We start from the raw sequence: 26034 nt of genomic DNA on the forward strand, positions 1-26034 counted from the left end.
GGCTCAATGCCGCCCTGTTCTACAGTGACATCGCCGACATGCAGCGTGAGGTCAACCTCGCCGACCCCACCTCCGGTGTGGTGCAGATCATCGACAACACCGCCGACGCCACCATCTGGGGGCTCGAGGTCGACGGCACCTTCCGCCTCGGCGACAACCTGCTGATGCTGGCCTCGGTGGGCTACATCGATGCCAGCTACGACTCGGTCAAGTTCGACCTCAACGGCGATGGCATGGTCGACGGCAAGGACAAGGACCTGGACCTGCCGCGGGCCCCGGAGTGGACCTACAGCCTGGGCTTTAACTACGATTTCGAAGTAGGCAGCTGGGGCTTCGCCACCGCGCGCATCAACTACGCCTACCGGGACGAGGTGGCCTACACCGACAACAACCTGGGTTACATCCTGGAGCAGGACATCCTCGATGCCGGCCTGGATTTCTACGCCAACAGCGGCCGCTGGGTGTTCTCCCTGTACGGCCGCAACCTGCTCGACGAGGTCAAGCACGGTGGCGATACCCAGCTGCCCTCGGCCCTCGGGCCCATTCCCCTGGGCGGTACCTTCTCGCCGCTGGCCAAGGGCCAGGTCTACGGGGCCGAGATTACCTACAACTTTGTGCGCTGACATCCAGTCCGCACCCATTCGGGGTGGCCAGGCCACCCCATTATTTTGTTCGTAACCCGCACGGGAGTTAACCATGACCGGCATAAGAAAAGAACGGCTTGTTTTCGGCCTCCTGCTACTGCTACTGATCATCGCCGTAGAGTTGCTGTTGCACGCTCTGCACCTGCCCACATGGCCGGTTTTCCTGACCATGATTTTCTTCTTTGAAACGCACATGAACCGGGAACGCATCCCCCACTTGCTGGTGGGCGGCCTCATCGGCATCGGCTGTTACGTGCTGACCGTGGATTTCGTGCTCGGCGCGGGGCCCTTGCTGGGTGCCTCGACCGCCCGGCTACTCTTTATCTGCCTGGTGGTCTACGCCATCGTCGCCCTCGGAGAGGTGTTACCCGTGGTCTTCAACAACTACGCTTTCATGTTCCTGCTGGTCAGTGGGCTCGCCTCGAGGCTGGACGGCGCGACGCCTGAACCGCTGGTCTGGGCGGCAGTGCAGTTGATTGGCGGGGGGATGGTGATTCTGGGCATTCTTGCCATCGCTAAAATACCCCTGCTGGGCCGCAGTGAAGCAGCGCAGCGAGCGGGTAAGGCCCCGTCCCGGTGAATTTTCCCAGTAAAAGACTTCTGTAAGATCACCAACGAGGGGAAGGCAGGCCGGGTAAAACTGCTGATCTCCGGAGCCTACCGGTACTGTCCTGGCGTTTTACCCGTCCACTTTTTAAAGGCGCGGGTAAACGCACTTTGCTCGGAATACCCCAGCAGCAAAGCTATCTCAACAAAAGTAAGGCCGTCCTCCTGCAGATACCGACACCCCAATTGCTCGCGTACTGCATCCAGTAATGATTGGAAGGAATAGTGGTAATTGCCAAGCCGCCGCTGCAATGTGCGGGATGAACAGTCCATCTCTTTTGCCACGTGGGCCAACGATACCCTGCTTTCAGGGATCAATTTTAATAGTACCGCCTGTAGCTGCTGTAAAAAGAGATCATTCGCTACAAGTACAGTACCCACGGCCGCTGCCTGCTGCTGGCGCACAGAGCGAAAATCAAGCGGCAATGCACCAGTGTCGGCCTGGCAGGCGGTCGCATGGCTCACGGTGATACCCGGCGTCGTTGAACCAAACTGCACAGGACAGCCAAAGAACGCCAGATAGGGTTCGATTAACTCCGGCTGACTTTCAGTGAGTTCAACCTGCAGCAGTTGGCAGGTGGCAGGGAAACGTTGCCTCAAAAAAGTAACCAGCGAGGCCAGGGCCACCTGTACGAACAGCGCATTTTCCTCTCCCAACCGGTCTGGCCAGGCCAGTGTGTAGCCATTGCCAGTTTTTATCAGCCGGCAAAAATCTACGCTGTAGAAACGGCGCTCGCAAAGCTGGTAGGTCTGCAGGGCGTCGACAAGCGTTTCACTGTTAAGCACCAGGTAGCCGAGCACGCCGATATGGCTCAGGGTGGCCTGCGCGCCGATCTCCAGGCCAATATGTGACTCTGGATAGCAAGCCGCCGCTTCAGCCAGTACCGCCCGCCATTGTTCCACCGGGATGCTCTCCCGCTCGGCCATCTTCGCCAAACGGTTCTTCAAAGCCGGGTATTGAATACCGCGCTGCACCATCCATAACTGCAGGATTCGGGTGAATTGTCCTGATATTCGTATAAACATCCAGTACTTCCTGCATAACGATACTGAAGCCGCCTGGCGTGATCTGTCAATACACTTACACGGCTCCAACTTAATATTGCCAACATATCGCATAGTGAGGGCAAGGGTAATGAGCCAGATTAACAGCAAGTCACAGCGCAAACCGCTGCTTTTCTGGGGCTGGGGCTATGCCGATGACAAACTGAGCGACGAGGAAAATCGCCTTATCGATAGTATGGTCACGGCTCTGGTTCCCGAGGGGGCTGTTGAGCTGACACCACCTCAAATCGACGAATTTGAACTGCCGATCTCAAGGCTGAAAAACCTGCCATACGCGCTGGAAGGAATTGTTTCGACAACGGTTTACGATCGCCTGGTACACAGCTACGGCAAGTCCTACCCGGATATGGCGCGCATGTATCTACGTCAGGTTCCCAATGCACCGGATGGGGTGGCCTTCCCAAAAACAGAGCAGGACATTGAGGCTATCTACCAGTATGCAGCAGAAAACAATGTCGCCGTCATACCCTTTGGCGGCGGTACCAGTGTCTGCGGCGGCGTAGAACCGGATGTGGGCAACAATTACGATGCCACATTGACCGTGGATATGGAAAATTTTAACCAGATTCTCAAGGTGGATTCTGTTAGCCGGCGCGCCCGCATCCAGGCCGGGATTCGCGGGCCGGAAATGGAAGCGGCGCTGAAAGAACACGGACTGACCCTGCGCCACTACCCGCAGAGTTTTCCCTTTGTCACATTGGGCGGCATGGTCGCTACTCGAGCCGGTGGTCACTTTGCCACCGTCTACACCCATATAGAGGATATGGTGGAGGCCACCCGTACAGTGACCCCCAGTGGGGTGATAGAAACCCGCGAGCTACCTGGCTCCGGTGCCGGTCCCTCAGCGGACCGGCTGATCTGCGGCTCGGAAGGCTCTCTGGGCATTATCACCGAAGCGACCATGCGCCTGCAGCACCGGCCGAAATGGCGCGCCACGGCGTCGGTTACCTTCGATAGCTTCCTGCAAGGTGCCGAAGCGGTACGGCAGATTTCCCAGTCCGGTCTGTTTCCCGCCAATTGTCGCCTGCTGGACGAGCAGGAAGTGGCGATCAACCGCGTAGCCGACAAGCCCTGTTCCATTCTGGTCCTGGGCTTTGAGTCCGCCGATCACCCGGTCAAGGCAGGCATGGAGCGCGCGCTTGAGATCGTCCGCGAGCACGGTGGTACGCTGGAGGGTGATGTGGTGGACAACGCCACGCACAGCAACAGCCGGGAAAACGAAGCGGAGTCGTGGCGCAATGCCTTTATCCGCATGCCCTACTGGCGTAATCGTGTCACCGCTTTTGGTATCGTCGCCGATACTTTTGAAACGGCGATCACCTGGGACCGTTTCCCCGATTTTTACCGCAGCGTCAACAAGGAGATGGAAAAAACCATCGCCGACATTACCGGCCACCCATTCTCCTTTTCCTGCCGCTTTACCCATGTCTACCCGGACGGCCCCGCGCCGTACTTTACCTTCTATATGGTGGGGGACACCGAAGGCAACTTGCAGAATGCCATCGACAAATGGAAAAGCATCAAGCAACTTTCATTGCAGTTGATAGCGGATCACGGCGCCACAGCCACTCATCACCATGCCGTTGGCCGGGACCACCGTTTCGGCTACGAGCAACAAACCTCCTCCTTGTTTCGGCAAACCCTGGCGGCGAGCAAGCAGTTTCTCGACCCGGCGAGCATACTGAATCCCGGCGTGCTGATCGACCCGGCTGACAGAGAGGTGGGGATTACAGGCATCTTTAGCACCCTGAATAATTCACAGAGAGACCAGGAAGACGCTGACAACTGAGAGCAGCCTGCTGCTGATTGTTGATGTGCAGGGCAGGCTGGCACAGCTCATGGCCAATTGGCCCCTGATCAAAATGTCGGGACCTGCGACAGTGGCACTGGCTGTTCCCCTGTATCGCGAATTTCACCGAATTCGCGAAATGGCAAAACCGTTTGTTGTCAGTTGGCTGACGACGCCGCACTGATGCTGTCCGCTACCTCCATCGCCGAGCGCATGGCCCCTTCGATGTAACCAACCCCGCAGCCGTCGCCGATTTCATGAACCGTCAAACCGGCTGCCCGTAATGCCTGTGCCTGGGTAGAGTCGCCGGTTGCGCCCTTGGCCACAATGACTTCATCGGCGTCAACCACGTGTGATTCACCGTCACTGCCCCGGAAGCACACCTTCCCCGATTCGATCCGGATATCCCCTACCCCGGGGCGCAGCTCCACCTGGTGCTCTCGCAGTTCAGCAAGAACCCGCAGGCGCCGCACTAACGCAAGTCCCTCGCCGAATTTCGGCGTCTCGTCAATCACCGCGACCTTGCGGCCACGTTCCACCAGAAACTCCGCCAGTTCCAGGCCGACAAGCTCACCACCAATGATGACGATATTTTTACCCAGTGGCATCCACATCCTGGTCGCCTTGCGCACGAAACCGAGGTTGGCGGTAATCCCGGTAGTGGCCCCGACGCTGGTGGCAACCCGTGTGAACAGGGAGGTCTTTTCCTTGACTCTTTCCGAGTGCATACCCAACACCAGATTACGCATGTCATCGCCGCTGAATACGTGTGGCAGCTCTGAACCCGGTATCGGGGGCAGGTCACGTCGGGCCCCGGTAGCGACAACCACATGGTCAGGCGCCAGGGACACTATCAATTCCGGGGTTGCGGCTGTCTTCAGGCGCACATCGATCCCCAGGGAATTCACCTGCAGACAGAGCCAGTCCAGCAAACGTTCATTCGCGGGGTAGGCCAGTGCGGCAAAGCGCAGCGTACCACCCAGTCGGTCGCCCTTCTCCAGCAGAATAACCTCGTGACCGTCGCCGGAGAGGCGCCGTGCAGCCTCCATACCGGCCGGGCCACCACCCACCACCACGATACGCCCGGCCCTCACCGCCGGTGGTGTCTGCGCGCGCAAATATTCCCGACCACACTCTGGATTGACCGCGCAGTACATTCTTTCGCGTTTGTAAATTGCGCTGACACAGCTGTAGCAATAAACGCAGGGCCTGACCTCGTCAGCGCGCCCTTCCTTCAGTTTGCGCGGCAAGTGCGGATCTGCCAGCAGCTTGCGCCCCATCGCCAGGAACTCGAACCGGCCGGCAGTAATTTCCCTGTCCGCGTGCTCCGCCTCCACACGCCCCAGGGCGATTACGGGGATATTCAGTACTTTCCGAATGGCCGCTGCGGCGGCAAGGTGGGAGTTCGGTTCATGCGGGACGTTTGAGGCCGAGTGCATCTTGCCTTTGCTGAAGTCGTGATAGGCGCTGACAGTAATGGCGTCTGCACCCGCCTGTTCCAGCCATTGGGCTGTCGTCTTGGCGTCCTCGAGCGTAATGCCGCCCTCTTTGCCCACTTCACGGGAATCGATCTTTACGATAACAGGGTAGTCCGGGCCGACTTCGGCACGAACCGCGCGCACGATCTCCAGTAGCAATCTCGCTCTGTTTTCAAGGCTACCCCCGTACTCGTCAGTACGCCTGTTGGATTGCGGCGACAGGAAGGATGAAGGCACGTACCCATGACCGCCATGTACCTCGACCGTGTCACAGCCCGCCGACTGGGCGCGCCGGGCGCCATCGGCGAAGGCCTGCACCAGTTCCTGAATATCTTCCCTGGTCAAAACCCGGTAGGTTGGTATGCCGGTGCTGGCAAGCACCTGCAACTCGGAAGGTAGCAGGCCGTCGGCGAAGTCGCCTGCTTTGGACTCGGGCTCTGAAGGGCACCAGCGCGGTCGTCCGGCGACAGTGTCATCCACAGCGTTCAAGCCACCCTGGTGTAGCTGCACCCCAAAGCGGCTGCCGTGACTGTGGACCGCATCGACCACCCGTTTCAGTCCGGCAATATGCTCATCTTCAGAAATCGCGACCTGCCATTCCTGAACCTGACCAATTGGATACATCACGCCGCAGGCACCGGAAAGTATCAAGCCCGCACCACCCCGCGCCTGTTCCTGGTGGAACTCGAGTATCCTCTGCCCCCAGAAGCCACCCTCCTCGCTGAGATTGACTCCCATGGCGGAAACTATCAAACGGTTGGAGATGTCCAGCGCGCCGATGCGACCGGGTGTGAACAAACTTTTGTATGCCATGGGAGGCCTCAATCAGTAGCTGTCAGCTTGGTAGAATCCCGGAACTCACGCAGTGCGGTTCCAGCCTAGTAAGTGTCCGGTCTGAAAACCGCGTCATGACCACCGTCGACAAACAGGACGGAACCCGAAATGAACCCGGCCTTGTCACCCAGAAGGAACAGGACGGCATCCGCCTGATCCTCGGGCATCCCGGGGCGGCCAATGGGAATCGAGTCCACGAATTGCTTCAGTGCTTCACTGAAACGAGGGTCACTCTTGCCAGACGCAGTCATACCCGTCTCGGTATAACCAGGCGCAATGGCGTTCATTCTCACACCACAAGCGGCCGCGGCGGCATTCGTCTTCCGCATCCAGCGGGTCAAAGCCTGCTTGCTGCCGCCGTAAGCGCCCTGCCCGTCCACAGTTTCGACCTGCCGCAAAGCCTGCTCGCGATCTTCCGACAACAGCGCCTGCATGTAGTCCTCGTCATACTCGCGCATGCGGGAAGAGTTGGAACTGATGAGAACAATAGCCCCTCGCCTCTTTTCCAGCAGGGGAAGCAGGCCGTTGACCAGCGCCACCACGGCAAAAAAATTGACCAGTGGTATCAACTCTGGCCTGGGGCACTCCGGACCGACTCCCGCACAGGGAACCAGGCCATCAATACCGTCGGCCGCCAGTTCCCTGATCCGCGCGATAACGGATTCACAATTAACCGCATCGGAGAGGTCGGCGATAATATCCGCATCGCGTATATCCACCCCTATCACCTTGTGGCCTTCAGCTCTTATCTGTTTGGCCACCGCTTCACCGATACCGCTAGCGGAACCGGTAACTACATATAAACCCATTGTTCAATACTCCATTATCAGCCGATAAAGATTCCTGCTGGCAGCATCGCCCGTTTTCCCGCCAGCAGGTATCGCATGTTCCGGTGAGACAAACCCGCCCTCGATCAGGCGACCGGACTATGTAGTGCTAACAGGCTGGCTCTTCACAATCCCGAAAGGCAACAGCTTCTTCATCTCGAGAATGTCGGCCAGTTCGCCGATACAGTCAATCATTTGCTGAAAGGCCTCAGTCCGGCAGTGTTCGAGGTAGGCCTCTTCGGTTTCGTACAGATCGTAATAGAAAAATTCGTCCGGGTTTTCTTCGCTGGTGTGGAATATGTAGACGGGAACTCCCTCTTCCTGGAGGGTCGCGGACTGCATATTTATATTTGCGTCCATCAGCGCCTCTCGCTTGCCCGGCTTGGCTCGTACGTGGGTCAGATAAGCAAACATTATTTACCTCATAGGTGTAATGTGCAGACAAACTGATGCAACTCTCGATGTCCCCTCAGGTTTCCCGCTGCCGGAGCTGGCAGAGACGCTCGGCACGTTCCTTGAGGTCGTATGCGCAGCGGTTGAAACCGGCCTCTACGGCCGCGGCCAGCTGTTCCATCATGACAGTCATGGCAGGCCCGGAAAACTCGTCCACGGTCCAGTATATGCAGCTCTGTTCATCTTGCGGCTCGATATACTGGCTGCGCACCGCATGCACCGGATCATCTACCCGGTTGGGCATACGCCAGGCAATGCATCGTCCGGGATCGATTCTGGAAATGTATTCCACCTGCCGCGAGGGGCCGTTGCCCAAATCAACCATCATATCCACGGCAGAGCCGATCTCAAGCGAGTGATTCTCCAGCCTGGGACAGAATCTGTTCCACTCGGGATACCGGTCAAAATCCAGCAGGATCTCCCACACCAGCTTCGCTGGTGCGCCTATAGCTACCCGGTCTGAGTAAACAGCGTCTGCTGTAATCATGCTGTCTGTGCCAGGTATGTATACGAGGAATCAGCCAACACTTCTCACGTCTCCTGCACCGTTCTCTACCAGGACTTTCATTGCGTCGCGCCAGTGTGTATTTGTCCTGCCGATTTTACTGTGCATCAGCGCAGTATCGCAGGGCGTGCAGGGAAAAGCGTTATCGGTGTACACAATATTTGCCTCGACGCCCAAGAGTTCGGCCATGTATCCACACCACTCCTCGGCGCTCACCTGCTCGCTGCCGCACCAGTTCATTACCAATGCCGGCGTGCTTGCCACTGCCAGCATCTTCAGTACCTGCTGGTAATAGTCTTCATCACAGACCGGGTTGAAATAGTTTGGTTTCTGCGGATTAAGATAGATTGGCTTGCCTTTGCGCAGGGCCTCCAGGTGTATCAGAGGCAGACCACCGTCGCGGCCATAAGCCACATTCATTCTGGCTATCACGGTGGGTATTCCAAAATGCTCCGCGGCGAACTTGACCACTGCTTCCGCTGCCACCTTGGACATGGAATATGTCGGGCAATGACTACGCATGGCGTCGCCCAGCGGATGGCTCTCCTTGAGTGGTGTGTGGCCATCGGGCGCATACACGGAGCAGGTAGAACTGAAAAAGAACGCATCGATATTGTGAAAATGTGCCATCAGGCGCCCGGTGGCGACAGCATTGACCTCGATGGCGTTGTCGAAATCCCGATCTCCAGGTTCCTGCGTCGTGGCCAGATGCAGCACGTAGTTGTAATCACTATCCAGTTGCGCGAGATCGTCGTTGGCAAAATCGAACTTGATGCAGGTTACGCCAGCCTGCTCCAACCGCTCTCGAGCCGATGCACTTGAAAATCGCGCAATCGCATGGACCGTATTATCTGCTGCCAGCTGTATCGCAAGGTAACGTGCGATCTGACCAGTGGCGCCTGTGACCAGAAATTTCTTGCCTTTCATTCAAACCTCCCCTATCAGGCACTGATGGGCCAGCGATCATCACCTGTATAAAAGGCGAAGCGTTCATCAATCATTTCTCTGGTCAGTCCGTAGGCTGCCAGGTCGTACTCGTGCTTGCCGTGCTTGCCCTTGGGGTTGGCATCGATATGGGCCTGCAGGGCGGCGCGGCCCTCCTCGCCTAGCGGCATGTCGAATTGCTCGCACACCCGCTCCACCAGCTGCAGAGGTCGCTCGACGAACTCCTGTTGTGAACAGTCGATAAACAGCTCTTCCGGCAGTTGCGACCGCATGGCGAGGCCTCTCTCCAGCGACTGGGCATACCACTCCATCACACCGCGGCCCACTTCACCAGCATCCAGGTGACTGCAGTCACCCATGTACATGCCCATGATTGCCCGGTTCATGCTGTTGATCGAGGGCACCACTTTCTGCGGATCCCGGTGGCACCAGACGAAGCGTGCGTCGGGGAACACCTTGCCAATGGTGTCGACACTCCACATGTGGGCCGGCGCCTTGAGCAGCCACTGCTTACCCGGGTTGCGCCAGTTAAGCAGTTGCAGCTGCTGTTTCTGATAACGATACAGAGGCTCGAGGTCCTGAGCCAGCAGCCAGCTGCGGTAGGGTTCCAGCATCACCTCAAAGCCCAGATGTACGCCGTGCAGGGCGAAAGCATGCAGCAGCACGCACTCCTCCGGCGTATCCGCGTCGACGAAGTGAATCTTGCTGAACTCGGAGTCGGCGACCGATTTCAGGGCCTTTTTCAGCGGTTGGTAACGGGGATCCTGGTCTCCCGGCTGACTGCCGGGCCAGGGATCCGGAAATTGCACTTCCCACTGCAGCACGCCACGGTAGCCAGGCGCTCGCTCCATCAGGTTTAGCAGGGCCGAGGTGCCGGAGCGCGGCAGACCGGTGATGAACACAGGGGCCACGATCTTCTGTTCGGCGATCCCGGGTATGGTGGCGAACGCATTTTCGCAACGCAGGCGCGTGGCGAGCAGGCTCAGCACGCGGTCACGACAGCGCCGGCGACCGGTGAGGTCTTTGACATTGCGGTCGTAGGTTTCCAGCAGGACTTCCAGCCCTTCTCTATAGGGCAGCCAACCAAAGTCACTGAAGCCAGCCTGTTCTTGCGCCTGCTGTACCAGTTCATCGGCATCAAACTTTACCGTCTCTACGTCGTTCAACATCCTCTTAGCCCTCCAGGCCAGCCAGGTCCGCCAGCTTCATCACCCGCACATTGAGCAGCGGGTGCTCGTCGGCGCCGATCCACCGCCAGCACATGGTACCCATGTCGTGCCCGGCGGTCTCGATCCAGTTGGGTACCCCGGGATCGATGTGGGAGATTACTACCCGTACGCTGCCGTCATCGCGGTAGTGGGCGGTGTGCTTGTTCACGTGGATGGTGTGGTGGCGGTAGTCCAGGGACTCCATCCACCAGTTGTCCAGTTGGAAGTTCCAGGTCTGGCACTCGGGTATCTGCGGCGCATCGATCACCATCACCTCATCCGGCGCCAGTTGCCAGGCGCTGTGGAAGTAGAAGATATTCGGATCACCGCCTATGGACTGGCAATAGTCCTGGTCCGCTGGCGGCAGGTCGTTCAGGGTGGGCAGGAAGCTCTCCGCCCAGTTCTCGAACATCTGCGCCGACCCCTTGACGAACATCACCGCACCCTGCAGGCCGCGCTCCAGCTTTTCGGCGGTGAGGGGCTCGGGCCGGGTGTCGCCCGCGTCGATGCGCTCGATCTTCAGTTCAGCACGCGTTTCGTTAATGCGGTCCTGGAAGGTCTGGCGCACGGTGATGGAATTGGAGGCCTCGCCCAGGGGAAGCCAGTTACCGGGCTTCTCAGTCTTGCTAAGGATAATCTCCAGTTCGCCGTCGGGACCAATGTCCATCTGCCGGTGATCGATGTGGCCGGTTACCTCCATGGTGCCGCCGGAGGCGTATTTGTTGATGATGCTGCTAATACCCAGGTAGTCCACCGTGCCACGATTACCGGTAATGCGGTAGTCGTATTTCGGGTTAATGGTGGCGCTCTCGTAGCGATTGTCCGGGTTGTCGGCGCCCAGCTTGATGGTCTCGTGAGCGCCGCAGCGCAGATGCGGGAAGGCCGGGTCGCGGAACTCCAGAAAGCTCTCCAGGCCACCACGCAACAGACGGGTCAGGTAGCGATAACCCTCCGCCTGGTTGAAGGCGTCTCCGGGAGCCTTTTCGCTCTGGACGATGCGACCCGCTTCCTTCAGGGCATCGCAGAATTCGTCCCATACGGTGCCATCGAGTACTTTCTTTTCAGCTTCTGAATTCATGCTCACCTCCACTTATCAAGTGATAAGATAGTGCCGACACCGAAACTTGTCAACTGATAGGTTGGAAACGATTCGTGCTAGAATCAGGTTTTTTCAAAAAGTCCGATCTATTAAACCAGATATGAACAGACCAAAGGGCAATGCCCGCGAAGCCATACTTAACACCGCTGAACGACTGTTCGCCGAAAAGGGCATCCAGAATGTGTCCCTGCGGGAAATCAATGCCGAAGCAGGCTATAGCGCGGCGGCCCTGCACTACCACTTCCGCAGCCGGGATGCGCTATTGGAAGCGCTGCTGGCAATGCGGCAGCAGCCCATCATGGAACTCCGAGCGACACTTTTACAGCCGCTGCAGGAGGAGCGGCTACCTACCGTGAGGTCGCTCGTGGAAGCACTGGTAATGCCCTTTGCCTATCCGATTCTTACCGACCCGGAGGCCGGCATGACCTCGGTAAAATTTTTCTTCCGTGCCTATGTAGAACAGAATCATCTCGAGCAGATCCGCAAGACCACAGAACGCAGCCTGCAGATCTTCGAACCCTTACTTGCCAGAGCACTGCCAGACCTGGACCAGACGACTCGTCGGACCCACTGGCTGCTGGCAACCGAACTGACCTTTCAGGGACTGGCGAACATGGACGCTATCATGGAGCTCAGCAAGCCATCACAGCCCGGGAACAACCGCAAACACTATGTGCAAAAGCTGATCTCCTTCATTGCTGGCGGCTTGCGGTACGGCGACTGAGCAGCACAGGCAATACACGGTCAGCCACGCCCCAGTCTGTAGCCTGAAGTTTATTCAAAGTAGTATTCACTCATAGCGAGTGAAACCATACTGCCCAGATCGCAGAAACCCGGCAAGTGCCCGATCATGACATTCGCCGCCTCTTCCGACCCGAAATAGCGCTCGTCGTCCACAAAGTCTCCCAGTGATCGCAGCCCTGTGACGATCTCGCCCAGGAGTCTCTCCCTCAAGTGCGCTACCGTTAACGCCTGGTCGGCTTTCAAGACATAAACAAGCGTTTCCATAACAATACCCTACTCTTGCATGGATACTTTCAAATAAACGGGAGGCGTTACATCACCTCTTGCACCATTAAATCAGCAACCGGTATCTGTCACTTTGATGTGCAACAGCCCCAACCCTCGGTGTGACTCAACCAGTCTTTTGTCTTATCACCTGATAAGTACAAGCGGAATGCAGTATCAACTGTTAGTATCAGTGAGCCATAGCCAGTTCAAGCAATCAGTCCGGTAGCGCCATCCTGACGGCACTGACTGCATCTGAACCGGCGTGAGAGGCGGTCACGGAAGGTGGTTGATTTTACAGAGATCGTGGTCGGCCCCCATTTCTCCTCGTAATCTCACTGTAAGCGGATCTTGACGGCGTCTAACTGCCCGCCTTCGAAGGGGTATCCGAGCGGACTCTGTTCCGGATAGCGACCGGCCGGGGAACCCGTGTCGATACCAATATCAAAGGTCTCGTCGATAGAGAAGTAGGCCGGCGGAGTGACAGCAATACGGCCCTGGTCAACCTCCACGCCGTTAACCACCAGCGTGAAGACCCCGCCGCGGGCATAGCCACCCCCGTCGTAGGCGAAGTGCAGGTCGATTTGACTGGCGCCCTGAATCGCCTGTTTGCCCCGCAAGGTGACCTCGCCCCGTTCGAAGCTGCGATAGTGGAATGTGGGACGCCCGGATTCGTCAAAAAACAGACTCCAGCCTCCTACCGTGCCACCCATCGTGGCAACGACACCCCGTGGCTGATCGCCCCGCAGGAGTGCCTGTAGCGACCAGGAGCGATTAAAAATGAACGGTGCCTGGCTTTCGCTGATACCGATTGTGCCGGCGTAAAAAGTGAATTCTGTTCGATCTCCGCGCAGGTCAGGGACGGGGTGGCTCTTCATGGTATCCATGGCACTGCGCAGCGGCAGGATGCCCAGGCGCTCAGCCTCCTGGTGAAACAGGGCCTGCAGTTCTGCCAGTTTTTCAGGGTATTCGCTGGCGAGGTTACGGCTCTGGCTGTAATCCTCCCTCAGGTCATATAACTCCCAGCGGTCTTCTTCCATCGGCGAGGATTTTTGTCTCACACCCACACTCCAGGGCAATCGCTGGTGAAATGCGGAGGCTATCCAGCCGTCGTGATAGAGGGAACGGTTGCCGTTGACTTCGAATAACTGCATTCTGTGGTGTTCCGGAGCACCCGAGGACTGCAGACTAGCCAGGAGACTACTTCCATCCATGGGACGTTGAGCAGCGCCATTGACGATTTCAGGCATGGATATACCGGTAGCGTCGAGTATTGTTGGGGTGATGTCATTGACATGCGCAAACTGGTTGCGCAAGCCGCCAGCTTGATCACCGATGGTTTTCGGCCAGCTGATAACGGTACCGACCCGGGTTCCACCCAAATGTGAGGCTACCTGTTTGACCCATTGAAACGGCGATGTCAGCGCCCAGGCCCAGCCCGCCGGATACTGCGGGTAGGTTGTCTTGCTGCCGATGCTGTCAAGCGCAGCGAGTTGCTGTTCCAGAGTCTCTGGAATACCCTGCAACGAGCCCATGTAGTTGATGCTGCCGGCCAGACCTCCCTCTGCGCTGCTGCCATTGTCTCCTGCAATGTATACAAACAGGGTATTGTCGAAGTCACCGCTTGATTTGAGTGCATGGACAAGACGACCGATTTGCACATCGGTATGCTCCAGAAAGCCGGCATAGGTTTCCATAAGCCGCACCGCTACCTGTCGCTGCTCCTCGCTGAGACTGTCCCATGCAGGCAGTTCGCTGGGACGTGGTGTCAGTACCGTATCTTCGGGTGCGATGCCCAGTGCTTGCTGACGTTCCAGCGTGGCAGTTCGCATGACGTCCCATCCATCATCAAACGCGCCACGATAGCGCTCGATCCATTCGTCTGCCACCTGTAAGGGGGCATGTGTGGCGCCGGGAGCCAGGTAGAGGAAGAAGGGATTTCCCGGCTTGATAGATCGGATGCTGCGTATCCACTGGATAGCGTGGTCTACCAGGTCCTCGGTCAGATGATAGTTCTCACCTGCGGGACGGTGAACCGGTGTAGTCCCCTCGTAAAGGGTCGGCTCAAACTGGTCGGTTTCACCGCCAAGAAAACCATAAAATCGATCAAAGCCAACACCAGTCGGCCAATGATCGAATGGACCGGCGGTCGTGGACTCCCAAGCCGGGGTGAGATGCCACTTGCCAAAGGCGCCCGTACTGTAACCCTGTAAACGCAGGATTTCGGCCACTGTGGCGGTGTCCTGACGCAGGATACCCTGATAGCCGGGCAACGAACTCGCAGAATTCATCACGGCGCCGACGTTCGCGGCATGCGAGTCCCTGCCGGTGAGCAGCGAGGCGCGTGTCGGCGAGCAGATAGCGGTGGTGTGAAAGCGGTTAAAACGCAGACCTTCATCAGCCAGCGTTGCCAGTGCCGGGGTATTCACCGGGCCGCCGAAGGTCGCGGTGGCGCCAAAGCCGACATCATCGAGTAAAACCACGACAATATTGGGCGCTTCGTCAGGCGCTTGTCTTAGCGAGATTTTAGTGTTCACCGCTGTGGCGGCCTGGACGCTGGCGCCAAGCAGGGTACCCATGACCAGGCCAACAACCGTTCGATTCCGTGCGGAAAAGTGGCGTAGCCGGCCCATTGAGCTGATGAGTCCGATGCCTTCCCTCTTCTGAAGTGAATCTGGCCGGCGGATACCGAAGCTTGAGGTGTGAAGTTTTAATTGTCTGGACATAGGTTCCCGTCAATTTTTCAAGTCCACCCGGAGGCATGGATCTATACGCAGTTGAACCTGCCCGCTAATGATGGACACCTGTTAAGCGAGTAAACTACGCTACAAAGGTGAACCATGACAAGCAAGACAGGATCAAAAAAGACAACGCGGAAGCAGTATGCGCCTGAGTTCAAGGCAGAGGCAGTGGCCGAGAGGATCGGTGTCTCCAAAGCTGCACAGGAACTCGGGCCGCATGATTCGCAGCTCTATGGCTGGCGATCAAAGGCCAGGGTGCGCCACATCGAGTAGCAGAATGATGATGGCGCGCCGATACAAGGATTCAGGCTCTTTTGCCAAGTCAGAACTCGTAGCCAACTGATACTGCCCAGGTGACCAACAGGATCTTCAAACGCCAGGACACCGGCCTTGATTCCGAAGAAGCGGCTGTACTCGACCAGGTTTGCGAGCATGGGCGCATGAGCCAGCGGGAGATAGGAAAGGTGGTTGCGAAAACGCCGTCTTCAGTGAGCCGTCATATCGAAAGTCTGGTCCAGAAAGGCGAGGACAGAATAGCGGGACATAGGATTTGCCGTTGTAGGCCTCTATTCCATCCCGGGGTCAATGTCTGGGTACCGGTGCAGACCAATAGGAGACAGCGCCAGCCACAGCGTGCTGTAGATCAGGCTGGCGAAGCCGTGCATGGGTACTGGCGGGGCTGGCGATCCAGCAGATTGTCGGGAACGAGGCTAGCCAGAGCACCGTCGACTATCAGGGCCGCGGCCGACTCGATATCCGGGGCGAAGTAGCGATCCCGGTCGTAAAACGGCACCGACGCCCGCAGCAGGGACCGCGCCGCGTCCAGTGGTTCGCTCGGCGCCAGGGGTCTGCGGAAATCCAGGCCCTGGGCGGCCGCCAGCCACTCCACCGCCAGAATGCCGGCAACGTTCTCGAAAATGTCCGCCAGCCGGCGCCCCGCGAACGTTGCCATTGAAACGTGATCCTCCTGGTTGGCGGAGGTCGGCAGAGAGTCGATCGAGGCGGGATGCGCCAGCGTTTTGTTCTCACTCGCCAGCGCCGCGGCGGTGACCTGGGCAATCATGAAGCCAGAGTTGACCCCGCCGTTTTCCACCAGAAAAGGCGGCAGTCCGCTGAGTGAGGAATCAATCAGCAGCGCCGTGCGCCGCTCCGACAGGGCGCCGATTTCCGCCAGGGCGATGGCCAGCATATCCGCCGCCATGGCCACTGGCTCGGCGTGGAAATTGCCGCCGGAGAGAATATCGCCGCTGTCAGCGAACACCAGAGGGTTATCGGATACACCATTGGCCTCGTCCAGCAATGTCCCGGCGGCGAATTGAATCTGCTGCAGGCAGGCGCCCATCACCTGCGGCTGGCAGCGCAGGGAATAGGGGTCCTGGACCTTGTCGCAATCCTCATGGGCGCGGGCGATCTCGCTCCCCTCCCCCAGCAGTGCCCGGTACACCGCCGCCATGGTCTCCTGGCCAGCCTGGCCCCGCACCCGGTGAATGCGCGCATCGAAAGGCACCCGCGACCCCTGCGCCGCTTCCACCGCCATGGCGCCGATCACCGCAGCGGACTTGAGGGCATTTTCCGCGGCGAACAGGCCCTGCAGCGCAAAGGCGGTAGATGCCTGGGTGCCGTTCAGCAGTGCCAGCCCTTCTTTGGGTGCCAGCTGCACGGACGAGAGTCCGGCTATAGTCAGCGCCTGTTGCGCAGCGATCCGCTCCCCGCGGTAGAACGCCTCACCCTCGCCGAGCAATACCGCGCTCATGTGTGCCAGGGGAGCGAGATCCCCGGAGGCACCGACGGAACCCTTGCGGGGAATCGCCGGGTAGACCCCGGCATTGAGCAGGGCGATCAGGTTTTCAATCACCTCGCGGCGGATGCCCGAGTAGCCCCGGGCCAGTGAATTGACCTTGAGCACCAGCATCAGGCGCACGGTGCTTTCATCCATGAAACTGCCAATGCCAGCGGCGTGCGACAGCACAATGCTGCGCTGTAATTGCTCCAGTTCTTCTGTTTTTATGCGTGTGTTGGCCAGCAGGCCGAAACCGGTATTGATGCCGTACACCACCCGGCCCTGGGCCATTACCTCGGCCACGGTAGCGGCAGCAGCATCGATATCCCCGTGGCAGGCCGCGTCCAGTGACACCGTCAGGGGGCCTGCGTTCACCCGCCGCAGTGCCTCGAGCGTCAGGGTCCCGGGCAGGATCGTCAGGTGCCCGCTGGTCATGCCGGGTGCCCTGCAGCGCCGGTGATCATCGGCAGGTCCAGGTGATTGCGGCGGGCACAGTCCAGGGCAATGTCGTAACCGGCGTCGGCGTGCCGCATGACACCGGTAGCCGGGTCGTTGTGCAACACCCGGGCGATGCGCCGGTCGGCGGCCTCGGAGCCATCGCAGACGATAACCACGCCGGCGTGCTGGCTGAAGCCCATGCCCACTCCACCGCCGTGGTGCAGGCTTACCCAGGTCGCACCACCAGCGGTGTTGAGCAGGGCGTTGAGCAGCGGCCAGTCTGATACCGCATCGGAGCCATCGCGCATACGCTCTGTCTCCCGGTTGGGCGACGCCACGGACCCGGAGTCCAGGTGGTCGCGGCCGATCACCACCGGCGCCTTCAGTTCGCCGTTGCGGACCATCTCGTTAAACGCCAGGCCGAGCCGGGCGCGATCTCCCAGACCCACCCAGCAAATACGCGCTGGCAGCCCCTGGAACTGGATGCGTTCCCGGGCCATATCCAGCCAGTTGTGCAGTTGCGGGTTGTCGGGGATGAGTTCCTTGACCCTGGCGTCGGTGCGGTAGATGTCCTCCGGGTCACCGCTCAGGGCGACCCAGCGGAACGGGCCGATGCCCTCGCAAAACAGCGGCCGGATGTAGGCCGGCACGAACCCCGGGAAATCAAAGGCATTCTCTACGCCCTCCTCCAGGGCCATCTGGCGAATGTTGTTGCCGTAATCCAGGGTGGCGGCGCCGCTGGCCTGCAAGGCCAGCATGGCATTTACCTGCACGGCCATCGAGGCTTTGGCCGCCCGCACCACGGCGGCGGGATCCAGCTCGCGCTGCTGCGCCGCCTGCTCCAGTGTCCAGCCCGCCGGCAGGTAACCGTTCAGCGGGTCGTGGGCACTGGTCTGGTCCGTGACCACGTCCGGGGTCACGCCTCGCCGGGCCAGCTCCGGAAACATTTCGGCGGCATTGCCCAGCAGACCTACCGACGTCGCCTCGCCGTTGGCCCGGGCCTGTTCGATGATGCCGAGCGCCTCGTCCAGGGTGGTCGCCTTGTGGTCCAGGTAGCCAGTGCGCAGCCGGAAATCGATGCGACTCTGGTCGACCTCCACCGCCAGCATCGAGAAGCCGGCCATGGTCGCGGCCAGAGGCTGGGCGCCGCCCATGCCACCCAGGCCTGCAGTGAGAATCCAGCGGCCAGGCGCTACCCCGTCGAAATGGGTGCGGGCGACGGCGGCGAAAGTCTCGTAGGTGCCCTGCACGATCCCCTGGGAACCGATGTAGATCCAGGAGCCGGCGGTCATCTGGCCGTACATCATCAGACCCAGCCGGTCGAGTTCGTTGAAGTGTTCCCAGTTGGCCCAGTGGGGCACCAGGTTGGAGTTCGCCAGCAACACCCGTGGCGCGTCGGCATGGGTGGGAAACACGCCGACCGGCTTGCCGCTCTGTATCAGCAGGGTTTCATCGTCCCGCAGCCGCTCGAGCACTTCGACAATCGCGTCGAAACACTCCCAGTTGCGGGCCGCCCGGCCGATGCCACCGTACACCACCAGGCTGGCGGGGTGCTCCGCCACCTCCGGGTCCAGGTTGTTCATCAACATGCGCAGCGGCGCCTCGGTCAGCCAGCTGCGAGCCCGCAGCTGGCTGCCGGTGGGGGCCTTGATCGTTCTGGTCGGGTCGTTTCGAGTCATGGTAATAGGTCTCTTCGGTCAGTTTGTTCAGCTATCGATATGGCTGCCCAGGCGATAGCGGTCGCCGGGGTGAATCAGTTCCGCCAGCGACACCACGCCCCGGTGTGAAAAGGTGCGCCGGATGATCTTGAGGCAGGGTTGCTCAAGATCCATCTCCAGCTCTGCGGCGATCGCCGCCGTGGGCAGCACTGCTTCCACTGTCTGGTCCGCTTCGGTCAGGGGCGCCACGGCGGAGAGGAAGGCGCTCGGCGTCACCCGGGTGAAATCCTGCTCCAGATAGCCCGGAGCCAGTCGCGCCACCACCTGGCGAGACTCCCATTGCACCGGCACTCCGTCTTCCCGATGCACCAGTACGCTGTGGAATATGCGCTCGCCCGCTGCCACGCCGAGCTGCAGCGCCAGGGCGGGATCTGCCTCGCGACTTTCCAGCACCAGCACCTGGCAGCTGTGGCGGTGTCCGCGCTGGCCGATTTCCTCGGCGATATTGCGGATCTGGGTGACCGAGCTCACCGGTCGATTGTCGGCCACAAAGGTGCCCAGACCCTGGGTCCGGGCCAACAGCCCGTCTTCCGCCAGTTCCAGCAACGCGCGGCGTGCCGTCATCCGGCTCACGCCAAAGTCCACCACCAGCTGGTTTTCCGACGGCACCCGGTCACCCGGGCACAGGTCACCCCGCTGGATGCGCAGCCGCAATGCAGCCTTGATTCGCTCGTACTGAGGTGCTGTCATGGCGTGGACCGGGAGACCATTTGCCCGGCAGTCTATCTTGTCTATACATGTATATACAAGTAGAATCTGCCGTCACCCTGTGCCGGAGATGCCCGATGACCCAGCAGTGCGACTGGCTGATCACCAATATTCGTCTCGCCACCCTGCTCGACAGCGAGCAAGCCTATGGCGCCATTGACGACGGCGCGCTGGCACTGCACGGCGAGCGCATCCTCTATGCCGGCCCCGCGTCCGCTCTGCCCGACCTCGCCGCGCGGAAATCGCTGGATGGCGCGGGTCGCTGGGCCACCCCGGGGCTGGTGGATTGCCACACCCACCTGGTCTACGGTGGCAGTCGCGCCACGGAGTGGGAACAGCGCCTGCAGGGTACCAGCTACGAAGCAATCGCCCGGGCCGGGGGCGGTATCCTGGGCACGGTAAAAGCGACCCGGGAAGCCAGCGAGGACCAACTGTACGCCAGTGCCCGAGCGCGCCTGCTCAGGCTGCTCGAAGAGGGTGTCACCACCGTGGAGATCAAATCCGGCTACGGTCTCGAGCCGGCCACCGAACTGAAGATGCTGCGGGTCGCGCGACGGCTTGGCGAAGATCTCCCGGTCACGGTACGCAGCACTTTCCTGGGCGCCCACGCCCTGCCGCCGGAGTATCGCCAAACCGGCGCGGATGCCTATATCGATATGCTGCTGAGCGAGTTACTCCCGGAAATTGCCCGCCTGGGGCTCGCGGACGCGGTGGACGTGTTCTGCGAAGGCGTGGGCTTCACGCCGACGCAATGCGAGCGGGTGTTCAGGGCGGCAGCGGAGCACGGACTGCCGGTAAAGGCGCACGTGGAACAATTCAGCGATCTCAATGGCGCCCTGTTGGCAACGCGCCATGGCGCACTGTCTGTTGATCATCTCGAATACCTCAAGCCGAAGGACGTTCCCGCCCTGGCTGCCGCCGGAACCGTGGCGACCTTACTGCCGGGGGCGTTCTACTTCCTGCGCGAAACGCAAGTGCCGCCGGTAGCCGCGCTCAGGGAACAGGGGGTGCCAATCGCCGTGGCCACCGACCTGAACCCCGGAAGCTCGCCCGTGGCCTCCCTGCTCACGGCCATGAACCAGGCCTGTGTACTGTTCGGGCTCACCCCCGAAGAGGCCCTGGCCGGCGCTACCCGGCACGGTGCCCGGGCCCTGGGCCTGGCCGACCGCGGCGTGCTGGCCGCCGGCCGGCGCGCCGACCTGGCGCTCTGGGACGTCAAGCATCCCGCGGAATTGAGCTACGGACTCAACTACCACCGCCCCCGGGCGGTCTTCCAGGATGGGGCACTGCGTTATGGCCGATAGCGAGAATCCCTGGCGGGGTCGAATTGACAGCGAAGACGGTGAGGCGGGCCGTCGTTGGCACCAGGTGGTACAACACGCGGCCTCGACTGCTCCCGGCATCGCGCTACTGGGCCTGGCATCGGACCTCGGCGTGCGCCGCAACAGGGGCCGCCCCGGAGCGAGCGAAGGGCCTGCCGCGCTGCGCCAGGCGCTGGCCAACTTCGCCTGGCACCACGACAGACCGCTACACGACGCCGGTGATATCGTCGTCGCCGACGACCTGGAGGCCGGTCAGGCTGCCTATGCCGAACGAGTCGCCGCGCTGCTGGCAGCGGGCCACTTTGTCATCGGCCTGGGGGGCGGCCACGAGATCGCCTGGGGTAGTTTCCAGGGCTGTCGTCGCTTCCTCGATCGCGATCCCGCCGACCGACGCCTCGGTATCCTGAATTTTGATGCCCACTTCGACCTGCGCCAGCCGGCGCCGCTGAGCAGCTCCGGCACACCCTTCTATCAGGTGGCAAGACATTGCGAGGAACGGGGGCAAACGTTCCACTACTGCTGTCTCGGTGTGGCGCGCACGGCCAACACCCCCGCCCTGTACCAGCGCGCAGATACCCTGGAAGTCAGCTACCAGGAGGACCTCGACTGCCATGGCGAGCGGGCACTGCCGCTGCTGGAGCGCTTTCTGGCAGGGATCGACTACCTCTACGTCACGGTTTGCCTGGACGTGTTCCCGGCGGCATACGCCCCGGGTGTGAGCGCCCCCGCTGCACTGGGGGTGAACCCCGCGTGGCTACTGCGCACGCTCTCCAGCGTGGCTGAGCTGGCCCGCCAGTTCAAGGTGCACTGGTTGATGACCGACATCGCCGAGCTCAGCCCGCCCCATGACCCGGACGGGCGCACCGCCCGGCTGGGAGCGCGCGTCATCGACAGCTGTCTGGCGGCGACATTTGCTGATCGCTGAATACCGAAACCGGTCCTGAAAAACGCACTTGCGATGGGCTATGCAGACGCGCTACCGATGGCCCGTCAGTTTCGGGCACGCTGCCCCACGTGATCAACGGCATGGGGCATATCGTGGGCAGGCGGCCTTCGGCACTGTTCCTGGGAATGACCAGAGTATGGCCGGGTACCTGGGGCATGATATCCATGAAGGCCAGCGTCTGGCTCGGCTTCCAACGTGGTGCCGGCTACACGCCCCGTCGGAATGTGGCTGCAGCAGATCAAAGCGACTTCAGATATTCCACGAGATCTGCACGTTGATCCGCCGTAAGTCCCAGGCCCAGATACAGGTCATAATGTGCCACCACCTCATCAAAAGTAGCTGCGCTACCATCATGAAAGTACGGTGGGTGCTGCCAGGCACCCCTTAATGGTGTGGTGCGGTACTGACCGGTAGTGGATCGCGACGCAAGCGTTGGATCGGTACCTACCGCCGAAGGATCGTGCAGGCGGCTGTTTGCATCGGTAAATGCGGTGCCCGTGTGACAGGAAACGCAGCGCCCGGCGCCCTCGAATATGGACTTGCCGCGTCCGGCGGCAACTGGGTCGAAACTTCCCCGGGGCGGCCTGGGCGGGTCCAGACTGAACTGGTAGGCCTTCAGGGCTGCCAGCCTGGGGGTTACCTGGTCGTCTTCAACGCGAATGTCTATGCCCAGCGCATCGTCGCGAAAGTTACCCTGACCACCCATCTGGGTAATGGCCACGTAAGCATTCCAATACCTGATATCGCCTTCACCGGTAAAGGTCGTACGATGAACACCGTTCAACCCGTAGGCGGGAGGAATGACCGCCGGATTATTGAGGCCATCGTGGTTCCAGTAGGCGTCATATTTTCCAGGGCCCCAGGATGTCAGCACCGACTGCGTATCCGGGTCCTGCAATGCGGGTGACAAGGACAGAATCAGGCCGGGATTGATATCCCTGTTGGGCCAGCCATCGAGCCGCTTGCCAATGCCCGGCGCAACAGAGTCGTCCACATCGGAATGACACAGCGCACAGGTAATGCCAAGCCGTGTCAGCCGCGACTCACCTTCGATTTCTTCGACGAGGCCCTGAATACCCACTACAGCATTCATGCCTACCAGTGCTACCGTAGTGGCGGGATCGTCGAGATCCACCGAGTCCAGAATACCCGGTGGCAGTACCTCTGCGTCAACTTTTAGCCCGACACTGAGCGCGGTGCGTGGACTGACCGATGACTCGATAACCTGATGCAGTACCAGCGTCTCGGTCCATAGCTGTTCATTACCGAAGGTGTCGTAGCGGAAAATTTCCCGCCCCTGATGTACCATTGCCGGGTCGAGAATGTCGATGGGATTACCGTCGCACACGGCGCTGGCTGCAATCACTTCATTGCGATCGAGTATCCCGTTCCTGTTGCTATCGGGACCGGACTCCAGCAGCACCCCGCCCACGCCACAGCGAAAATCGCCTGAAGGAAGTACCGTTTGCGAGACCAGGCTGTCAATTCCGTCGATGCCGTTCATTCCGTCGATCCCGGCTCTGCCGTTGTCTCCGTCATCGGGTTCACAGCCACCCAGTAATATCGAGACGGTGAATAAACCCGTTAAGGCTGTGGTAATTCGTAGCTTGTTCTTTGACATTATTGCCTCTCCTTCAAACGCCGATCACTAGCGAGCAGCGCTAAAGTCAAAGATGCAAGATGGCCAGATTTGGTGACGTGGTGCAGCGAATTGACGAGACAAAAACCGGTTAACCCCTCAACAGTGCGCGCACCGTCAAGCAGGCAGTGAGAGTCACGTTCACGCCTACAGGAGCTGTGACATAACCCGTTGCACGATATAGTCGCACCGTGCACCATCAAACTCATACAGGCTCAGGCCAGCGCTCTGGATAGCGGACTCCAGATCGGAACGCAGAATCCGCCTCGCGCGCGAAAAACGCTGTTTTACGGTATCAGGCGTAAGGTTCAGCGATGCCGCCGTCTCCCGCGTGCTCAAGTGTTGCACCGCCCTGAGTACGAAAACCGCTCGGTAGATTACAGGCAAGCGGTCGATAGCACCCTCGAGAAGTTGCTTTAGTTGCGATTGCGCCAGTTGGCTCAGCGGATCCTCATTGTGACGATCAGAGTTAGTGGAGTTCACGGCGATATCCCCCAACTCGGCCAGGTAGTGAATGCGTTTTTGCTTGCGCAGACGCATCAACGCATTGTTGTAGGTGATTTTGGTAGCCCAACTGGGGAAGCCATCTGGTCCCTGGAAGTCGGACAGCGCCCAGTAGATCTTGATCCAGCTTTCCTGGACGACATCCATGGCTTCGTCGTCATCCGTGCAAAGACTTCTGGCGACACGGTAAACCCGGTTGTTGTAGCGACGCATGAGCACCTCGAACAGGCCTGCGTCGCCGTTGCGTATACGCGAAATAAGCGATATATCGCTGATCAGGCTATGTTCTTGCAGCAGTGTTTCGCCACGAGGTCGTTGTTGTTCCTTCGAAGTATTCACTGCCGATCTCCGTTTGCTCAGTATATGGCAATCGCTTCGGTCATCGCCAGATTACGCTCATGATTGCCCAAAACCCACTCTGGTGAGAACTGCCAGATTTCCGGGTAGATAACCTAGATGCATCCAGGTAGAAATCGGTGACACATGGTGAAGGAAGCCAGGTGTTGTGACACCACAACCTGTCACCTTTTTGCCTTGAATGCATTATCTGTCTGATCATTTCGATCACGCGTAATGAAGAGGTCTAGATTATGATTAGTCACGGAAAAAAAACCAGAGCAGGTAGTCGACGTCACTTCCTGGCAGACAGCGGCCGGCTGATGCTGTCCGGTACAGCAATAGGCCTGCTTGCGGGCGTGCGACTCGGGCATGCGTCCGGGCAAGCATCTGCAGACGATACCGGTACTGACATTCAGATACTCAATACCGCAATCGCGGCAGAGCACGAAGCCGTTGCCGCCTATCAACTCGGCGCTGATAGCGGCCTATTGAACAGTGAGGTACTTCAGGTGGCAGTGACGTTTCAAGGGCATCATCGGGCACATGTGGATGCATTGTCCACCGCTGTCAAAAGACTGGGTGGCGAGCCCCTTGCACCGAAGAAGCAATATTATTTCCCGGTTGAGAAAATCAAGAACCAGGGCGACGTCCTCTCGTTTGCGGCGGGCCTGGAGCGTGGTGCCATTAGCGCCTACGCTGGCGCTATTCCACTATTCGATAACAGGGACTTGTCACAGGCAGCAGCCAGTATCCTGGCCGATGAGTCGATGCACTGGGCTGTATTACGTCAGGCACTAGGACTGGACCCGGTTCCGGGTGCATTCTTTTCCTGATCATGATTCGATTGATTGGTGTTGTCGCGTTGCTGTTGGCGGGCGCAGCCGGTGGGACAGCGGGCACCGCGCCGCCGGCCTCCCCTGCCTCTGATGATGAAGTTGCCAAAGGCAGGACACTGTATGCCCAGTGCTCGGCCTGCCACTCACCCGCCTACCACCGCACCGGCCCAAAGCACTGCAACCTGAACGGCCGCAAAGCGGGAAGCGCCCCCGGATTTGACTACACCGAAGCCATGAAAAATGCGGGTATTGTCTGGGGGCCGCAGTCACTTGATCGATTTTTACAAGATCCGTTGGGCACTGTGCCCGGTACGAGTATGACCGTTGCAGGACTAAAAGACCCGGCACAACGGGCTGCGCTTGTCCAATACCTGTTATCGCTTGACGCCCATCACGCTGACTGCAACGGGCAAGCAGATACTGGGGACTGATTCGGGAGAGCCATTGGGTAGAGCCGAGCCTGCCGCCGGTTCATAAAAAAGGGCTCTTCATCATTAACGGGGGACACCGATGTTCATTAAACTGAATTTGCGAAGTTCGTTTAATGGAGAGTACACCGATGTCCCACGCAGGATTAATATTAGGCCTTCCGGAGTTGGAGG

26 protein-coding genes and 1 pseudogene are annotated in these 26034 nt (G+C 59.5%); 10 read left to right on the forward strand and 17 right to left on the reverse strand.

Features of this window, described 5'->3' with window-relative positions; translation table 11 throughout:
• On the forward strand, nt 1-623 hold a 623-nt coding region (locus tag DWB85_RS17995; protein WP_117957307.1), incomplete at its 5' end, for a TonB-dependent receptor domain-containing protein.
• A gap of 73 nt (nt 624-696) precedes the next feature.
• A complete protein-coding gene (locus DWB85_RS18000; RefSeq protein WP_117957309.1) occupies nt 697-1224 on the forward strand; it encodes a DUF1097 family protein in 528 nt (175 codons plus the stop codon).
• 77 nt (nt 1225-1301) lie between these two features.
• Here DWB85_RS18000 and DWB85_RS18005 read toward each other — a convergent pair whose 3' ends face one another.
• Nucleotides 1302-2276, reverse strand: coding sequence for an AraC family transcriptional regulator (locus DWB85_RS18005; protein WP_162846197.1), 975 nt, complete (start codon nt 2274-2276; stop codon nt 1302-1304).
• A gap of 109 nt (nt 2277-2385) precedes the next feature.
• On the opposite strand from DWB85_RS18005, the gene DWB85_RS18010 reads away from it, so the two are divergent.
• Nucleotides 2386-4104 (forward strand): FAD-binding oxidoreductase, encoded by a 1719-nt coding sequence (locus DWB85_RS18010; RefSeq protein WP_117957313.1) that lies wholly within the window; start codon nt 2386-2388, stop codon nt 4102-4104.
• A gap of 73 nt (nt 4105-4177) precedes the next feature.
• Nucleotides 4178-4288, forward strand: coding sequence for an LrgB family protein (locus DWB85_RS20010; protein WP_420820278.1), 111 nt, complete (start codon nt 4178-4180; stop codon nt 4286-4288).
• Here the strand turns inward: DWB85_RS20010 and DWB85_RS18020 are convergent.
• The 7 genes from DWB85_RS18020 to DWB85_RS18050 all read right to left on the reverse strand — a co-directional run bounded on the left by DWB85_RS18020 (nt 4263) and on the right by DWB85_RS18050 (nt 11432).
• On the reverse strand, nt 4263-6395 hold the full coding sequence (locus DWB85_RS18020) for an oxidoreductase (RefSeq protein WP_117957317.1): 2133 nt from the start codon (nt 6393-6395) through the stop codon (nt 4263-4265). The genes DWB85_RS20010 and DWB85_RS18020 overlap by 26 nt on opposite strands.
• Before the next feature lie 65 nt (nt 6396-6460).
• On the reverse strand, nt 6461-7225 hold the full coding sequence (locus tag DWB85_RS18025; protein ID WP_117957319.1) for an SDR family oxidoreductase: 765 nt from the start codon (nt 7223-7225) through the stop codon (nt 6461-6463).
• A gap of 117 nt (nt 7226-7342) precedes the next feature.
• Nucleotides 7343-7657, reverse strand: a complete 315-nt coding sequence (locus tag DWB85_RS18030) for a putative quinol monooxygenase (RefSeq protein WP_117957322.1) — start codon at nt 7655-7657, stop codon at nt 7343-7345.
• A 55-nt stretch (nt 7658-7712) separates the two neighbouring features.
• Nucleotides 7713-8183: an SRPBCC domain-containing protein gene (locus DWB85_RS18035; protein ID WP_117957324.1), complete on the reverse strand. Its 471-nt coding sequence runs from the start codon at nt 8181-8183 to the stop codon at nt 7713-7715.
• Nucleotides 8184-8213: 30 nt separating this feature from the next.
• Complete coding sequence (locus DWB85_RS18040) at nt 8214-9128, reverse strand: NAD-dependent epimerase/dehydratase family protein (RefSeq protein ID WP_117957326.1); 915 nt, start codon at nt 9126-9128, stop codon at nt 8214-8216.
• A gap of 14 nt (nt 9129-9142) precedes the next feature.
• A complete protein-coding gene (locus DWB85_RS18045) occupies nt 9143-10315 on the reverse strand; it encodes a sulfotransferase family protein (RefSeq protein WP_117957328.1) in 1173 nt (390 codons plus the stop codon).
• A gap of 4 nt (nt 10316-10319) precedes the next feature.
• Nucleotides 10320-11432: a hypothetical protein gene (locus DWB85_RS18050; protein ID WP_117957330.1), complete on the reverse strand. Its 1113-nt coding sequence runs from the start codon at nt 11430-11432 to the stop codon at nt 10320-10322.
• A gap of 121 nt (nt 11433-11553) precedes the next feature.
• Here DWB85_RS18050 and DWB85_RS18055 point away from each other — a divergent pair, with 121 nt between their 5' ends.
• Complete coding sequence (locus DWB85_RS18055) at nt 11554-12177, forward strand: TetR/AcrR family transcriptional regulator (RefSeq protein WP_117957332.1); 624 nt, start codon at nt 11554-11556, stop codon at nt 12175-12177.
• A 50-nt stretch (nt 12178-12227) separates the two neighbouring features.
• On the opposite strand, the gene DWB85_RS18060 is transcribed toward DWB85_RS18055, so the two are convergent.
• Nucleotides 12228-12461, reverse strand: a complete 234-nt coding sequence (locus DWB85_RS18060; RefSeq protein WP_117957334.1) for a hypothetical protein — start codon at nt 12459-12461, stop codon at nt 12228-12230.
• 335 nt (nt 12462-12796) lie between these two features.
• Nucleotides 12797-15187 carry an arylsulfatase gene (locus DWB85_RS18065; protein ID WP_239017386.1) on the reverse strand — a complete coding sequence of 797 codons (2391 nt, stop codon included), beginning with the start codon at nt 15185-15187 and terminating at the stop codon, nt 12797-12799.
• A 114-nt stretch (nt 15188-15301) separates the two neighbouring features.
• Between DWB85_RS18065 and DWB85_RS18070 the strand changes: the two are divergent.
• Nucleotides 15302-15451, forward strand: a pseudogene (locus DWB85_RS18070) (transposase); the annotation flags it as partial.
• On the opposite strand, the gene DWB85_RS19585 reads toward DWB85_RS18070, so the two are convergent.
• The 4 genes from DWB85_RS19585 to hutC form a co-directional block, all read right to left on the reverse strand.
• Nucleotides 15433-15636: a hypothetical protein gene (locus tag DWB85_RS19585; RefSeq protein WP_162846196.1), complete on the reverse strand. Its 204-nt coding sequence runs from the start codon at nt 15634-15636 to the stop codon at nt 15433-15435. The pseudogene DWB85_RS18070 and the gene DWB85_RS19585 overlap by 19 nt on opposite strands.
• A gap of 209 nt (nt 15637-15845) precedes the next feature.
• Nucleotides 15846-17417, reverse strand: coding sequence for a histidine ammonia-lyase (gene hutH, locus DWB85_RS18080; RefSeq protein ID WP_117957341.1), 1572 nt, complete (start codon nt 17415-17417; stop codon nt 15846-15848).
• Nucleotides 17414-19099: a urocanate hydratase gene (gene hutU, locus DWB85_RS18085; RefSeq protein ID WP_117957343.1), complete on the reverse strand. Its 1686-nt coding sequence runs from the start codon at nt 19097-19099 to the stop codon at nt 17414-17416. The genes hutH and hutU overlap by 4 nt, the downstream gene beginning before the upstream one ends.
• A gap of 27 nt (nt 19100-19126) precedes the next feature.
• The gene (gene hutC, locus DWB85_RS18090; RefSeq protein WP_117957345.1) at nt 19127-19828 is read right to left on the reverse strand and encodes a histidine utilization repressor; all 702 of its coding nucleotides are present in this window, start codon (nt 19826-19828) and stop codon (nt 19127-19129) included.
• A gap of 95 nt (nt 19829-19923) precedes the next feature.
• On the opposite strand from hutC, the gene hutI reads away from it, so the two are divergent.
• Nucleotides 19924-21150 carry an imidazolonepropionase gene (gene hutI, locus DWB85_RS18095; protein ID WP_117957347.1) on the forward strand — a complete coding sequence of 409 codons (1227 nt, stop codon included), beginning with the start codon at nt 19924-19926 and terminating at the stop codon, nt 21148-21150.
• Nucleotides 21140-22093 (forward strand): formimidoylglutamase, encoded by a 954-nt coding sequence (gene hutG / locus DWB85_RS18100; protein ID WP_117957349.1) that lies wholly within the window; start codon nt 21140-21142, stop codon nt 22091-22093. Before hutI ends, hutG begins: the two co-directional genes overlap by 11 nt.
• On the opposite strand, the gene DWB85_RS19905 is transcribed toward hutG, so the two are convergent.
• From DWB85_RS19905 to DWB85_RS18115, 3 genes are all read right to left on the reverse strand, one after another.
• On the reverse strand, nt 22053-22289 hold the full coding sequence (locus DWB85_RS19905) for an HIT family protein (RefSeq protein ID WP_338055650.1): 237 nt from the start codon (nt 22287-22289) through the stop codon (nt 22053-22055). The genes hutG and DWB85_RS19905 overlap by 41 nt on opposite strands.
• Before the next feature lie 63 nt (nt 22290-22352).
• Nucleotides 22353-23735, reverse strand: coding sequence for a DUF7151 family protein (locus DWB85_RS18110; protein ID WP_205422803.1), 1383 nt, complete (start codon nt 23733-23735; stop codon nt 22353-22355).
• Between the two features lie 165 nt (nt 23736-23900).
• A complete protein-coding gene (locus DWB85_RS18115; protein WP_162846198.1) occupies nt 23901-24596 on the reverse strand; it encodes an RNA polymerase sigma factor in 696 nt (231 codons plus the stop codon).
• A 251-nt stretch (nt 24597-24847) separates the two neighbouring features.
• Here DWB85_RS18115 and DWB85_RS18120 point away from each other — a divergent pair, with 251 nt between their 5' ends.
• Together DWB85_RS18120 and DWB85_RS18125 are read left to right on the forward strand one after the other, a co-directional pair.
• Nucleotides 24848-25429 carry a ferritin-like domain-containing protein gene (locus DWB85_RS18120; RefSeq protein ID WP_117957354.1) on the forward strand — a complete coding sequence of 194 codons (582 nt, stop codon included), beginning with the start codon at nt 24848-24850 and terminating at the stop codon, nt 25427-25429.
• Between the two features lie 2 nt (nt 25430-25431).
• The gene (locus DWB85_RS18125; protein WP_117957356.1) at nt 25432-25863 is read left to right on the forward strand and encodes a c-type cytochrome; all 432 of its coding nucleotides are present in this window, start codon (nt 25432-25434) and stop codon (nt 25861-25863) included.
• Nucleotides 25864-26034 lie beyond the last annotated feature (171 nt).

This window comes from Seongchinamella sediminis (genome assembly GCF_003457605.1).
In the GTDB taxonomy this organism is placed as follows: Bacteria; Pseudomonadota; Gammaproteobacteria; order Pseudomonadales; family Halieaceae; genus Halioglobus; species Halioglobus sediminis.